The sequence below is a fragment of the Arthrobacter pascens genome (assembly GCF_030815585.1).
GTDB lineage: Bacteria > Actinomycetota > Actinomycetes > Actinomycetales > Micrococcaceae > Arthrobacter > Arthrobacter pascens_A.
The window spans coordinates 1,235,356-1,249,536 of sequence record NZ_JAUSWY010000001.1 but is presented as its reverse complement, the minus strand read 5'-3'; the positions used below and the strand labels follow the sequence as shown (position 1 = coordinate 1,249,536).

The following is a 14,181-nucleotide window of genomic DNA, read 5'->3' as shown; positions in this document are numbered from 1 at the left end:
TTAAAGCTAAAGGAGCTACCACACGGTGCCAAGTCATATGCGCAGAGCTGTGGATAACAGTGCTGCATCTTTCACTTTGGCAACACCAGAATCACTAGTTTCACCAGGCACCCCGGTGTTAGTGTGAGCGCATTAAGTCTCGGTATTCCCAGTTCGGTGTCTCCTGGCCGGATTTCACTGGACCTGCCAACCCGTAATGACGCGCTTTGGGGAGCGCATCATTTGTCTCCGGAGCAAAAATGAAGCGGAATCAGTTCAACAGTCACCGCCCTCTCCTGCAGGTTCTGGGGACAGCAGTTTTGACTGCATCGCTCGTTGCCGGCCCGGGTCTGGCCGGTATTGCCCTCGCAGTTGAACCAAGCCCATCGCCAGCCTCGGCTTCCACCACCCCGGCCCCCAGCTCCACCCCAGCCGTTTCGACGCCCGTTCGGGAAACATCAGCGCCGGCAACAATTGCTCCAACGGTGCCCACTACGGATCCGCTGGCGTCCGCCGTGCCCCCTGCAACGCCCACCAAGGAATCCATGGCGGAGGCCGTGGGCGACGGCGGCGCCGAAATGGGCCAGCGCTCCGCCCGTGTCACCGCGTCGGCTCCTTCTACATCATTTAAGAGACTCACCACGGAATCCCTAGCAACCGAAGGCACCTGGATGCCCACCTTCGGCATTCAGGGTCTGGACGTCAGCGGCCACCAGCCCAGTGTGGACTGGCAGCATCAGTGGAACATGGGCGCCAGGTTCGCGTATGTGAAGGCCAGCGAGGGCAACTACTACACCAACCCGTCCTACAGCTCTCAGTATCAGGGTTCACGGAACGTCGGCATGATCCGCGGGGCGTACCACTTCGCCATACCCAACTGGTCCTCCGGTGCAGACCAAGCACGCTATTTCGTCCAGAACGGCGGAGGCTGGTCGGCCGATGGTTACACGATGCCTCCCGTGCTGGACTTCGAATTCAACCCTTATGAGGGCCGGACCATCAACGGCTTCTACTTCGGCAACACCTGCTACGGGATGTCGCCGGCGCAGTTGGGCTCCTGGGTCCGCGACTTCGGCAACACCATGCGCTCAATGACCGGACGCTTGCCTGTCATCTACACCAACACTTCCTGGTGGAACCAATGCCTCGGCAATCCCTCAGGTTTTGGTGACTACCCGCTTTGGGTTGCTGCCTACCCGAGCTCTCCGACGAACAATGCAGGAGGGGTTCCAACGGCCAGCTGGAGCACCTACAGCATCTGGCAATACAGCAGCACAGGACCGTTCGCCGGCGACTCCAACGTCTGGAATGGGGATTACGGAAACCTGGTTGCGTTCGCCCGCAGTGGAGTGCCGGACGCAGCAGCACGTGCGATCGCCGATGTCCGTGCCAGAACGCCGCAGTTGGGAACACAGACGTCCGGAGTTATCTGCGGATTGCGCGGCGGCGGTTGTTACCAAAACTTCCAGGCGGGGGCAATCGTGTGGTCACCGTCGTTTGGTGCACACCCCAGCCCATCCGGCCCAATCCGGAATGCCTGGCAACAGGCTGGCTTCGAGAACGGTGTCCTGGGCTACCCAACATCGGCGATCGTCTGCGGGCTAAAGGACGGTGGCTGTTACCAGGCTTTCCAGGGCGGCGCCGTCGTCTGGACACCCGCGACTGGCGCACATCTAAGCCTGAATGGTCCGATCCGCACCGCGTGGGAGAAGTCGGGCTTCGAAGCGGGCCCCATGGGCTACCCGGTCGGCGGACAGGTCTGTGGCATAGCCGGAGGGGGTTGCTACCAGAACTTCCAGGCCGGGGCCATCCTGTGGTCCCCGGCGACGGGAGCTTATCGCAGTATTATCGGACCCGTCAGGTCAATGTGGCAACGGACCGGATTCGAAGGTGGGCCGTTGGGTTACCCGACGAGCAATACGCTCTGTGGGCTCAGGGACGGAGGTTGCTTTCAGACTTTTCAGACTGGGAGCATCGCTTCTTCAGGTTCAGCAGGAACACACGTCATATGGGGAGAAATGGCCCTGGCATGGCGCGCTTCCGGCCGTGAAAGCGGCCCTTTGGGCTACCCCACAGCAGATGAGGTGTGTGGTCTCGCACATGGAGGGTGCTACCAGAGCTTCGAAAAGGGGGCCGCGATTTGGTCACCGTCCAGCGGCGCACAACTGAGTCCCACCGGACCCATACGCGCAGCCTGGCAGCAGCAGGGTTATGAAAATGGGGTTCTCGGCTACCCCACCTCCTCCCAGACATGTGGACTCGTCGGCGGAGGCTGCTACCAGAACTTTCAAGGGGGTGCAATCATCTGGTCCCCGTCGACGGGCGCTTATGTCAGTAAATCGGGCGCAATTCGGAGCGAATGGAGCAAAGGAGGTTTTGAAAACGGGCCGCTGGGGTACCCCACCCGCAACGAAACCTGCGGGCTTCCGGAAGGTGGCTGCTACCAAAACTTTCAAAAAGGCACCATCACCTGGTCTCCAACACGCGGGGCGTTTGTCGTATTAGGTTCAATCTTCACCAAGTGGGATGGGATGCAACGCGAGGCGGGACGGCTCGGTTTTCCGACAGCTGGCCAGGTATGTGGTCTTGTAGACGGCGGCTGCTACCAGAGCTTCGCAAACGGAGCGATGCTGTGGTCCACGAAGACGAACGCTCAGCCAAGCATCAGTGGCCCCATACGTTCAACGTGGCAGGCCACCGGATTCGAAACCGGCCCGCTCGGATACCCGGTTGGAAGCGAAACGTGCGGTCTCTCCGAGAGCGGGTGCTATCAAAACTTCCAGAACGGAACTGTCACGTGGACGCCGGCACGCGGCGCCTTCGCAGTGACAGGGCCGATCTTTGCTTCATGGAAGGCGCTGGCGCGCGAGTCCGGGACACTCGGATTCCCGACTTCGTCTCAAGTATGCGGACTCATCGCCGGCGGCTGCTACCAGAACTTTCAAAAGGGAGCCATTCTCTGGTCGCCAGCGACCGGGGCTCAGGTCAGCCCAACGGGCCCTATTCGCACTGCTTGGGGTTCGATGGGCTTCGAGCGCAGTGGCCTGGGATATCCCACGAGCGGGGTCGTTTGCGGTCTACGCGACGGCGGCTGCTACCAGAACTTCCAAGGCGGTGCGTTTCTCTGGTCGCCGACCACCGGAGCCCAACCGAGCGTAGGACAAATCCGTATCCGGTACGCCAGCCTGGGATACGAAAACAGCTCCCTTGGGTATCCCGTCACCGGAGACATTTGCACCTTGGCAAATGGCGGCTGTTACCAGAACTACCAGCGGGGCTCCATCACCTGGTACCCCGCGACAGGGACCAGCGTCAGCAGCGTACGCCGCTGATTGCCGTGTGGATAGTGATGAAGGGCGCGAATGTTGACCTTTCACGCCTTCATCAATCGCGACTCTTTGGTAGGTGCTATGCGTGGTGCTCCAAAAGATCAATCAGGTAGGACCCGTAACCGCTCTTAACGAGGGGCTCCGCGCGTTCGCGGAGTTCGTCGTCACTCAAGAATCCGAGCCGCCACGCTATTTCCTCAGGCGCGCCGATTTTGAGTCCTTGGCGGTTCTCAGTGGTCCTGACAAAGTTCGACGCGTCATTCAGGTCGTTGAAGGTTCCCGTATCGAGCCAGGCTGTGCCTCGAGGCAATATCTCAACCTGGAGCTTGCCTCGCTCAAGGTAAGTGCGGTTGACGTCCGTAATCTCGAGTTCGCCCCGGGGTGAGGGTTCCAGGTTTCTTGCGATCTCCACGACGTCGTTGTCGTAGAAGTACAAACCAGGCACTGCGTAGTGGCTCTTGGGTTTGGCTGGTTTTTCCTCGAGCGAAACAGCCCTGCCATCGCCATCGAACTCCACCACACCGTAAGCCTTCGGGTCTGCCACCCAGTATCCGAAGACGGCTCCCCCGTCGATGTTTTCGAACCGGCGCAACTGCGTGCCCATCCCGTGCCCATAGAAGATATTGTCGCCAAGAACCAAGGCCACACGGTCATTACCGATATGTTCGGCGCCGAGCACAAAAGCCTGGGCCAGGCCGTCCGGGGAAGGCTGCTGCTTGTACGTTATAGAGACACCAAAGCGAGAACCGTCGCCGAGAAGACGCTCGAATTGCTCAGCGTCGTGGGGCGTGGTGATGATGAGGATGTCCCGGATCCCCGCCAAGATCAAAGTCGACAGCGGATAGTAGATCATAGGCTTGTCGTAAACCGGAACTAGCTGCTTGCTGACGCCCAGTGTGATGGGGTGAAGCCGAGAGCCGGTACCGCCGGCAAGTATTATTCCGCGCATGCCCCCATCTTTCCCTTCGCTAACTGCCGCGGCAAATCCGGTACCCTTGGGAACTATGCAGCGACTTCTCGTTACCGGCGGTGCCGGCTTCATAGGTTCGAATTTTGTCCACTACGTTCTGGAGAATACCGGGGACCATGTCACAGTTTTGGACAAGCTGACCTACGCCGGCAATCTGGAGTCGTTGAGGGATCTCCCGGAGGACAGGTTCGCGTTTGTCCAAGGGGACATATCCGACGCCGGTCTGGTTGACGGGCTTGTGGCTGACGCCGACGTCGTGGTCCACTACGCGGCCGAGTCACACAACGACAACTCCCTGCACGATCCCCGTCCGTTCCTGGACACGAACATCATCGGAACCTATACCCTGATCGAGGCCGCGCGGAAGCACAACAAGCGTTTCCACCACATCTCCACCGATGAGGTTTACGGAGACCTTGAACTCGATGACCCGGAGCGGTTCACGGAGGAGACCCCGTACAACCCATCGAGTCCATATTCCTCCACGAAGGCCGGCTCCGATCTGCTGGTCCGCGCCTGGGTGCGTTCCTTCGGCTTGCAGGCCACCATCAGCAACTGCTCGAACAACTATGGCCCCTACCAGCACGTCGAAAAGTTCATTCCCCGCCAGATCACCAACGTGATCGACGGCATCCGCCCCAAGCTATACGGCAAGGGTGAGAACGTTCGTGACTGGATCCACGCCAACGACCACTCTTCCGCCGTTCTAGCCATCATCGCCAAGGGAAAGATCGGCGAAACCTACCTGATCGGCGCCGACGGGGAAAAGAACAACAAGGACGTCGTGGAGCTGATCCTCAAGCACATGGGCCAGTCAGCGGACGCCTACGACCACGTCGTGGACCGCGCCGGTCACGACCTGCGCTACGCGATCGACTCCGCCAAGCTCCGCGACGAGCTGGGATGGGAACCGCGCTTCTCCAACTTTGACGCCGGCATCGAGGACACCATCGCGTGGTACCGGAACAACGAGGACTGGTGGCGTCCGCAGAAGGCCGCCACAGAGGCCAAGTACAAGGAACAGGGCCAGTAGACCTATGCCGATTGAGTTCTCCAAGAAACTGACAGCGCACGAAACCCCCATTCCCGGAGTTGTGGTCTACGATCTTCCCGTTCACGGGGACAACCGTGGGTGGTTCAAAGAAAACTGGCAGCGGGACAAGATGGTGGCCCTCGGGCTGCCGGACTTCCGCCCAGTGCAGAACAACATCTCGTTCAATGAGAAGGCCGGCACCACCCGCGGCATCCATGCCGAGCCGTGGGACAAGTTCATTTCAGTCGCCACGGGCAAGATCTTCGGAGCCTGGGTAGATCTGCGCGAAGGATCCTCCTTCGGTGCAGTCTTCACAACCGAACTGGATCCGAGCCAGGCGATCTTTATCCCCCGCGGCGTTGGCAATGCCTTCCAGACCCTGGAGGACAACACCGCCTACACCTACTTGGTGAACGACCACTGGTCCGCCGATGCACAGGGCCAGTACACCTTCCTGAATCTCGCCGACGAGACCGCCGCGATCGCTTGGCCGATCCCGCTGGACCAAGCAGAATTGTCGGACAAGGACAAGGCCCACCCCCGTCTTTCCGATGTTCTCCCGATGCCGGGCAAGAAGACTCTCGTGGTCGGTGCTGACGGCCAGCTCGGCAAAACCCTGCGGGAAATCTACGACGCCGACCCATCCGTGGAGTTCGCCGGTCGAGCCGAATTCGATCTCACCGACGAAACGGCGTACACCGGCCGGAATTGGAAGAACTACTCCACGATCATCAACGCCGCGGCCTATACCGCCGTCGACGCTGCGGAAACCCCGGAAGGCCGCGAGGCCGCTTGGAATGTCAACGTCACGAGCGTGGCACGCTTGGCGCGCATCGCCGTCGAAAATGACCTGACTCTGGTACACGTTTCCTCGGACTATGTCTTCGACGGCGCAAAATCCGCCGCCTACACCGAAGACGACCCCGTGTGCCCGCTCGGGGTTTATGGCCAGACGAAGGCTGCCGGCGACGCCGCAGTGAGCGTGGTGCCGAGGCACTACATCGTCCGCACCAGTTGGGTGATCGGGGACGGCAACAACTTTGTCCGCACAATGGCAACACTCGCAGGGCGCGGCATCGAACCTTCCGTAGTGAACGACCAGATCGGCCGGCTCAGCTTCACGCAGGACATCGCCGCAGGAATCAAGCACCTACTAACCACAGGTGCGCAGTACGGCACGTACAATCTCACGAACGACGGCGAGCCGTTGTCCTGGGCGGCCATCGCCACCGTGGTGTACGAGCTCTGTGGCGCTTCACGGGATTCCGTAACCGGGGTGACCACAGAGGAATACTTTTTGGGCAAGGCCGCGGCGCCACGTCCACTCAACAGCATCCTCGACCTATCCCGGATCAAGTCCGCAGGCTTCTCCCCCGCCGATCAGCTCCAGCGACTTCGCGCTCTGCCTCCTGTTTCTTCGACTGTGCGGTGATTGTGGCGCGTCTGGGTGTGTGGGGTTCTGTGAGAGGATGGTTTCGTGAGTAAGACGTGGGTTGTCATTCCGATGTACAACGAGGCAACCGTTGTGGGCGAGGTCATCGAGGGCTTGTTGGGGACGTTCCCGAACGTGGTGTGTGTTGATGACGGCAGCCGTGATGGTTCGGTGGCTGTGGCCCGGAACGCGGGGGCGGTGGTCGTTGAGCATCCTGTGAACCTGGGTCAGGGTGGGGCGTTGCAAACGGGCATTGAGTACGCATTGCAGGATCCGCAGACGGATTCGATTGTCACGTTCGACGCCGATGGGCAGCACCGGGTCGAGGACGCGGCGGCGATGGTGGCGCGTTTGCGCACGGAATCGCTGGATGTGGTGCTTGGTTCACGGTTCCTGGATTCCAGGACGAAGCTGACGGCCATGAAGCGGATCGTGCTGAAGGTCGCGGCGTTGCAGATGAAGCTTTCGACGGGGTTGGACCTGACTGACGCTCACAACGGCCTGCGTGTGCTGGGCCGGGATGTTGCGGGCCGGATCAACCTTACGCAGAACCGGATGGCCCACGCGTCGGAGCTAGTCCACCAGTTGGCGGCGTTCAAGGTCCGCTACGTGGAACATCCCGTGCACATCATCTACACAGACTATTCCAAGGCCAAAGGCCAGTCTCTGCTCAATTCGGTGAACATCGTCGCCGACCTGTTCTTCAAATAGGAGCGCCACCCCTTGATCTTCATAGTTCAGCTCGTTCTGGTCATCGCGGTGATCCTTGTGTCGCTGGCCCTGATGCGGGGCGGGTCGAACGCGCGGCACCTGGCCATCCGTCGGCTGCTGCTCGTGGTGTTCGCGTTCGCGGCCGCGACCTCGATTTTCATTCCCGACCTGCTGACCCGGGTCGCGCAGTTCCTAGGGATCGGCCGCGGCACCGACTTGGTGCTCTACGCCCTGATCTTCTGTTTCTTCGTGTTCATGTCAACGACCTACCAGCGCTTCCGGCAGTCCGAGTTCGCACTGACCCGGCTGGCGAGGCGGATCGCCCTTGACGAAGCCCCCCGCCCCTGGCTGGACGAGGACCGGGCGCGTTTGCAGGCCCCACCCACCCAGCAGCCGCCCGCCGCAACGGGCAGCGACCGCTAGGTGTAGTTCCCACGGAGGTTGTGAACAGCGTGGCGTGATGTGAAGGGCGAGGGCCTCCGATATCAATTTGGGTTACCACACTCATCTCGATGCCCAGGAGGCCGTCGTGTCCTACATTACCCACGACAACGCCGATCACGCACCGAAAGCGCGGGGGAAACTCGCCCGTCTGATCATCGAGGAAGGGTGGACTTTGCGCCGCGCCGCCGAGCGATTCCAGTGCTCGCCGGCCACGGCCAAAAAGTGGGCCGACCGCTACCGTTTCCGTGGAGAGGCCGGCATGGCGGACCTGTCCTCAAGTCCGCGACGGAGCCCGAACCGCACCGGGCTGCGTACCGAGCGGCGGATCGTGGCGCTGCGCTTCACCCGCCGCTGGGGACCGCACCGCATCGCGGCCCACCTGCACCAAGCACGCTCGACCGTGGGCCAGGTCCTGACCCGGTACCTGTTGCCCCGGCTGGCCTGCCTGGACCAGGGAACCGGCCTGCCCGTGCGTAAGCCGGCACCACAACGCTACGAACACCAGTCGCCAGGGGGACCTGATTCACGTCTACCCGGACTGGTACCGGCCGCTGAACCATGTCCATCACTCTTGGAAAGGTGCCGTGACCGCCATGTCCATCGTCGCTCATCCCCACCCATTTGTCGTGGGTGTCGACACTCACGCCCGCAGCCACGTCTATGCGATCCTCGTCGCGACCACCGGAGCCCTACTTTATACCAGGGAACTTCTCACCAATACGGCCGGAATCAACCGGGCGATCAGTTGGGTCGCCCGCCGTACCGGCGCGGACGCCGACACGCTCTGGGTCATCCGAAGTTGTCGCGACTTTCGGTGCGATCCTGGCCGGCACGGTGGCCTCCCATGGTATCCGGTGGCCGAGGCGCCGCGCATGGATGCTAGGAAGCGCCGCGGCGTTGGAAAATCCCATGCCTTAGACGCCCACCAGGTCGCGGTCATGGTGCTGCCGCTGCCCGTCGAGAAGCGGCGCCGTCCCCGGCTCAATGACGGGCTTCGCCAAGGCACGAGGATCCTGACCACCGCCCTCAGCACCATGAGTGCAGATCGCACACGGTCGGTGAATGTCCTCAACCCCCTGCTACGCAGCAACAACCTGGGGATCGATGCCCGCATGGCCCTGACCAAGCAACTGGAAGAGCTGGTGAAGGCCAGCGAGGCCGCACGCTTGCTGGAGCAAAGGGGTTCGGGGCGATCAGCGCCGCGAAGTGCCTTACGGCGTGGTCACACGAGGGCAGGGTCCGTAACGAGTCAGCGTTCGCCTCACTGGCTGGGGTGAACCCCATCCCGGCATCGTCCGGGAACACGGTCAGGCATCGGCTGAACCGGGGCCGTGACAGGAGCCTGAACAGCGCACTGCACATGGTTGCAGTAACGAGGATGACCCAGGACACCGAAACGCGTGCGTACGTGGAAAAACGACGCGCTGAAGGTCGTACGGACAAGGAAATCCGCCGCTGCATCAACCGCTATCTGGCCCGCCGCATGTACCGGACGCTCAACGCCGGATCCGCATCCATGAACGCGGCTTGACAGACATAGAAGAGTCCACAGGACCCATACCGGCATCGGAGGCAAAACCCCATCAGCCGCGTTCACAACGTCAGTGGGAATTACAGCTAGGACGCCGGAGTGGCGTAGCCGGAGGGATTGGATTCCTGCCACCGCCAATGGTCCACGCACATGGCCTCGAAGGACCGTTCGGCCTTCCAGCCCAGGTCCTGGAATGCTTTGGACGGGTCGGCGAGGCTGACCGCGACATCGCCTGGCCGACGGCTGACGATCTCGTACGGCACCGGACGCCCCTTGACTTGGGCGAAAGCATCAATGACCTCCAGCACAGACGTTCCCCGGCCCGTGCCCAGGTTCCACGTGAACAACCCGGCGTTGCCTTCGAGATAGTGCAGCGCAGCCAGGTGGCCGGCGGCAAGGTCCACCACATGGATGTAGTCCCGCACCCCCGTCCCATCCGGGGTGTCGTAGTCATCGCCGAACACCCGTACCACCGGCCGCAGCCCCACAGCGACCTGCGCCACGAAAGGCAGAAGGTTGTTCGGTGTGCCCACAGGGTCCTCGCCGATCCGGCCCGACCCGTGTGCGCCAGCCGGGTTGAAGTACCGCAGGACCGCGATCCGCCACGACGGATCCGCAGCGGCGATGTCCTCCAGGATCTCCTCGATCTGCTGCTTCGTGCGCCCGTACGGGTTCGTCGCGCCGCGGCGCATCCCTTCCAGCAACGGCAACGGGTTCTGCGGGTCGTAAACAGTCGCCGACGAACTGAACACCAAGCGCCCGACACCATGCTTCTTCAGGGCCGCCAGAAGGTTCAGCGTGCCCACCACATTGTTCATGTAGTACTCGTACGGGATCCGGGCCGACTCCCCCACAGCCTTCAACCCGGCGAAATGGATCACCGCATCCGGCCTGAAATCCCTCACAGCCCCTTCCAGGGCCTCTGCATCCAGAAGATCCGCCCACCGCGTCTGCACCTGCACGCCCGCAAGCTCCTGCACCCTTTCAAGCGACACCGGGCTGGCATTACTCAAATTGTCATACACCATGACCTCGTGCCCGTGCTCAAGCAACTGCAAAACAGTATGCGAGCCAATGAAACCCGCCCCGCCGGTAACCATAATCTTCATGCCCTCAGGCTATCGGCATATACCCGCGCCGGCTCAATCCAGCACCACCCGCACCTGCCCGTTGCTATGATGGGGGACGCCCCGCACCCCCAAGCCGCCGGAGAATACCCATGCCCACACGACCGGTCGTATCCGTCTGCATGGCCGCCTACAACGGCGCCCGGCACATCCACGAACAACTGGATTCCATCCTCGCCCAACTCACCGAACACGATGAAGTCATCATCGTCGACGACGGTTCCACCGACGGCACCCGCGAATGGCTCACCACCCTCCATGACCCCCGGGTCAAAGCCCACTTCAACGACACAAACCTCGGCTACGTCCGCAACTTCGAAAAAGCCCTCCAACTCAGCGGCGGAGACATCGTCATGCTCTCCGACCAAGACGACCTCTGGCTCCCCGGGCGCGTAGACGCCCTCATCCAAGCGCTCGACAACGCCGAAGCCGTCGCCTCCAACTTCAGCTACTTCGAAGGCACCCCACGCAAAATCGAACAACTCCGCCTCAAAAACGGCACCGGCCATCACAAAATCCGCAACCTCATCCGGCTCTGGATCGGCATCATCCCCTACTACGGCTGCGCCATGGCTTTCCGCCGCACCTTCATCCAAGCCAGCCTGCCCTTCCCCCCGTTCCTCTACGAAACACACGACCAATGGCTCGCCATGCTCGCCAACGTAAGAGGAACCATGACACACCTCGAACTCGAAACCCTCAGCCGCCGCCTCCACGCACACAACACCACGCCCAAAACCTTCCGAGGCCTCACAACCATCCTCAAAGCACGCTGGATGCTCACCAAAGCATTCATCGAAGCACTCCACCGCAGCAAAACAACGCCGCAGCCTGCGTAGCCATCCCGCGCAGAAGACCAACGCTTTCCCGGCCGCAACAGCGCGGAGAAAGACGGAGGGGCGGTGCCGATGGCACCGCCCCTCCGCATCATCGAGAGTTCCTAAGCTCAAGCCACAACGTGCTTGAGAAGCTTCTGCACCGCCGCACCATTTCCGGCTGCAAGGCCTTTGACGACCAGGGAGCCAGCGTTGAGCCTGCTCATCAAGTGGATATTCGCAGCCCGGGCAGCCTTCGTCCAGCCACGGTCCCGGAACCGATCCGCCTGCGTCTGGAAGAAACGACGCTCCTCCTCAAACCGACGTCCGTCAAGAGCGCGCACCGAGGAATCGGACGCGGAGTGGCGACGGTACAGGAAGGCGAGTTCAGGATCGACGACGAGCGCGCCACCGCGATCCGCTACGTCGAGGAGCATCGCCAGGTCCTGCACGACATCAAGGCCCTCGGTAAACCCGATCTCCTGTACGACCTCCGCACGCCACGCCAGCGACGGAAAGTAGGTCCAGTTGGCACGCAGGAGACTTGCAGCCAGATCCTCGTTGGCGAGTACCAGCGGTGCGGATGTCCGCGGCGCACACGCCTTCTTCACACGATCCACGAGAGGACTGACGGCCGCGCCGTTCTCATCGATCACCTGAACACCCGGCTGAACGATCGCAGCTTCCGGGTGAGTTTCAAAGGAGCGAACGACGACGTCGAGGTAGTTCGGCAGCATGATGTCGTCAGCACCCATAATGACCACGATTGGAGCATCGGCCCGCGCAAGCGCCTTGCGGTAGTTTCCGTTCGCGCCGAGATTCTCAGCGTTTTTCTCGTAGGAAACCCGTGGATCATCGATGCTCGCGAAAAACTCTTCGGGCTCCGCGCTCGGATAGCCATCATCGAAGACGCGCAGCCGCCAGTCTCGGAATTGCTGAGCCATGACGCTGTCGGCAGCCTTCTTCATAAGTCCCACGTCCCCGTAATAGGGCAGCATGACGTCGACTACGGCCATAGAGATCCTCCCACCTCATTCTTGCACCGGACGGCGCCTGACCCATGCTACCGGACCGAGCCGAACGGCATCCGCCGATAGCTGGAGCGAACAGCCAGAGATCAAGGCTCCTGAAGGAACCCCGTTGTCGCGGTCCTTTTCTTGAGTCAACACCTTTTTGGTTACATCTGCCCGGAGATAGCACCCCGCCAATGCTAGCTCGTCGATCTGGTACGGTACCTGTGCGGCCCGTTCCTTGGTTAATCCTGCCGGCGAATGGAGGCCAGCGGCCGCCAACGATAGACTGAACCCTGCTGTTTGATGGTTTCCGGCCATTGGGACGGTCTGTAGGGTGAGCGAAAGGAACATTGCGACGTGACGCGCCAAAGCGACGCCCGTGTGGTTGCCATTATTTCAGCCTTCCACCCGCCCGAAGACCTGCCGGCAAGGGTACAGGTGCTCAACCAACAGGTCCTTCATACCGTGGTGGTTGACGATGGCTCAGACGCCGACGGAATTAGTCCAGTGCTTCAGAGGCTGGAAGCGATCGGGTGCACCGTAGTCCGCATGCCGGGGAATGCAGGAATCGCTGCCGCCCTCAACAAAGGCCTCAACGTAGCCCTTGAGTCTTTGTCCCCCGACTTTGTGTTGACATTGGATCAGGACTCCGCTCTGGATGCGGGATACGTAGACGCTGCTTTGGACACTTATGCGCAAGCCAAGGCCAAGGGCATCAAGGCCGGGATCATCAGTGCGAAATCGCACAACGGGTTAGACGTTCCCTTGCTTACCAGAAAAACCGAATTCCCCGAAGCATTCGATCCCATGCAGTCCGGTGCACTGATCCCGGTCTCTACCCTCAAGACGGTAGGGATGCTGGACGAGAGGCTGTTCATCGACTATGTAGACTCAGAATTCAATCTCCGGGTTCGGTCCCATGGCCTGGCAACGTTGGTGGGGCGTGGCTGCAACATGACACATGCGCTAGGCCAAGCCCAACCTATGATCCTGTTCGGGTGGCATGTCACTGTTCTAGGAGTAAAACGCCACCTACATTCACACGCCCCGTTTCGTGTCTACTACATGACTCGCAACGGTATCTACCTATGGCGTCAATACGGCGCACGCTATCCTGGCTGGCTCGTCCGCAGGCTTCTCTTCCAGCTGCAAAGCGATGTTTTGCGGCTGCTTTTCGGAACGAATCGAAGAGGGCAACTTCATGCCTTAGCGCGGGGAGCCTGGGATGGCTGGCTTGGTCGGCTGGGAAAAATTGACCCGACCCTGCAGAATCGGATCGGCACGTGATCACGGAACCCGAAATCGGGCTTTCCGTCTGCATGGCAGCCAGCAACGGACAAGACTACGTGACAGGGCAAATCGGGTCTATCCTCCAGCAAGTCTCGCCCAAGGACGAACTGGTTGTAGTTGACGACACGTCCACTGACGGCACGGCCGATGTCGTCCGGGGCATAAACGACCCCTGCATTGTGCTAATGCCAAGCCGTGATAATCAAGGCTACGTCACCAGGTTTGAAAAGCCGATAACCGCCAGCAGAAATGAATACATCATGCTGTCGGACAAGGACGATATCTGGTTGCAGGGTCGTGTGGACCGTCTCATCAAATCCCTTCAGGACAAATGCTTCGCGGCAAGCAACTTTACGGTCTTCGTGGGAACGGCGAACAAGCTTCAAGAAGTGCCGCTGAGGGAACGGGACAGCCGTCGGTGGATTGCCGCTATCTTCGCCATGTGGATTGGATGCCGGCCTTATTATGGGTGGTCGCCAACCTTCACCGGGACATGATCCACGTTGG

The 14,181-nt window shown here is 61.0% G+C and carries 11 protein-coding genes and 2 pseudogenes; 10 read left to right on the top strand and 3 right to left on the bottom strand.

Features of this window, described 5'->3' with window-relative positions:
* Positions 1–650: 650 nt before the first annotated feature.
* The gene (locus QFZ30_RS05825; RefSeq protein ID WP_307080073.1) at positions 651–3,311 is read left to right on the top strand and encodes a GH25 family lysozyme; all 2,661 of its coding nucleotides are present in this window, start codon (positions 651–653) and stop codon (positions 3,309–3,311) included.
* Between the two features lie 76 nt (positions 3,312–3,387).
* On the opposite strand, the gene rfbA is transcribed toward QFZ30_RS05825, so the two are convergent.
* Entirely contained in the window at positions 3,388–4,257 is an 870-nt protein-coding gene (rfbA, locus tag QFZ30_RS05820; RefSeq protein WP_307074333.1) for a glucose-1-phosphate thymidylyltransferase RfbA, read from the bottom strand.
* A 55-nt stretch (positions 4,258–4,312) separates the two neighbouring features.
* On the opposite strand from rfbA, the gene rfbB reads away from it, so the two are divergent.
* The 6 genes and pseudogenes from rfbB (at position 4,313) to QFZ30_RS05790 (ending at position 9,429) form a co-directional block, all read left to right on the top strand.
* Positions 4,313–5,311: a dTDP-glucose 4,6-dehydratase gene (gene rfbB / locus QFZ30_RS05815; RefSeq protein ID WP_307074331.1), complete on the top strand. Its 999-nt coding sequence runs from the start codon at positions 4,313–4,315 to the stop codon at positions 5,309–5,311.
* A 4-nt stretch (positions 5,312–5,315) separates the two neighbouring features.
* Positions 5,316–6,743 (top strand): bifunctional dTDP-4-dehydrorhamnose 3,5-epimerase family protein/NAD(P)-dependent oxidoreductase, encoded by a 1,428-nt coding sequence (locus QFZ30_RS05810; protein ID WP_307074329.1) that lies wholly within the window; start codon positions 5,316–5,318, stop codon positions 6,741–6,743.
* Between the two features lie 72 nt (positions 6,744–6,815).
* Entirely contained in the window at positions 6,816–7,454 is a 639-nt protein-coding gene (locus QFZ30_RS05805) for a glycosyltransferase family 2 protein (protein WP_307080071.1), read from the top strand.
* A gap of 12 nt (positions 7,455–7,466) precedes the next feature.
* On the top strand, positions 7,467–7,877 hold the full coding sequence (locus QFZ30_RS05800; protein WP_307074326.1) for a DUF2304 domain-containing protein: 411 nt from the start codon (positions 7,467–7,469) through the stop codon (positions 7,875–7,877).
* Positions 7,878–7,983: 106 nt separating this feature from the next.
* Positions 7,984–8,428, top strand: a pseudogene (locus tag QFZ30_RS05795) (helix-turn-helix domain-containing protein); the annotation flags it as partial.
* Positions 8,429–8,482: 54 nt separating this feature from the next.
* Positions 8,483–9,429: pseudogene (locus QFZ30_RS05790) on the top strand (transposase).
* An 86-nt stretch (positions 9,430–9,515) separates the two neighbouring features.
* On the opposite strand, the gene galE reads toward QFZ30_RS05790, so the two are convergent.
* Positions 9,516–10,538: a UDP-glucose 4-epimerase GalE gene (gene galE, locus QFZ30_RS05785; RefSeq protein WP_307074324.1), complete on the bottom strand. Its 1,023-nt coding sequence runs from the start codon at positions 10,536–10,538 to the stop codon at positions 9,516–9,518.
* A gap of 110 nt (positions 10,539–10,648) precedes the next feature.
* On the opposite strand from galE, the gene QFZ30_RS05780 reads away from it, so the two are divergent.
* Positions 10,649–11,395: a glycosyltransferase gene (locus tag QFZ30_RS05780; RefSeq protein WP_307074322.1), complete on the top strand. Its 747-nt coding sequence runs from the start codon at positions 10,649–10,651 to the stop codon at positions 11,393–11,395.
* A 107-nt stretch (positions 11,396–11,502) separates the two neighbouring features.
* Here the strand turns inward: QFZ30_RS05780 and QFZ30_RS05775 are convergent, their stop codons facing one another.
* The gene (locus tag QFZ30_RS05775; protein WP_307074320.1) at positions 11,503–12,387 is read right to left on the bottom strand and encodes a glycosyltransferase family 2 protein; all 885 of its coding nucleotides are present in this window, start codon (positions 12,385–12,387) and stop codon (positions 11,503–11,505) included.
* A gap of 354 nt (positions 12,388–12,741) precedes the next feature.
* On the opposite strand from QFZ30_RS05775, the gene QFZ30_RS05770 reads away from it, so the two are divergent.
* On the top strand, positions 12,742–13,671 hold the full coding sequence (locus tag QFZ30_RS05770) for a glycosyltransferase (RefSeq protein WP_307074318.1): 930 nt from the start codon (positions 12,742–12,744) through the stop codon (positions 13,669–13,671).
* Positions 13,668–14,171 (top strand): glycosyltransferase, encoded by a 504-nt coding sequence (locus tag QFZ30_RS05765; RefSeq protein ID WP_307074316.1) that lies wholly within the window; start codon positions 13,668–13,670, stop codon positions 14,169–14,171. Before QFZ30_RS05770 ends, QFZ30_RS05765 begins: the two co-directional genes overlap by 4 nt.
* Positions 14,172–14,181 lie beyond the last annotated feature (10 nt).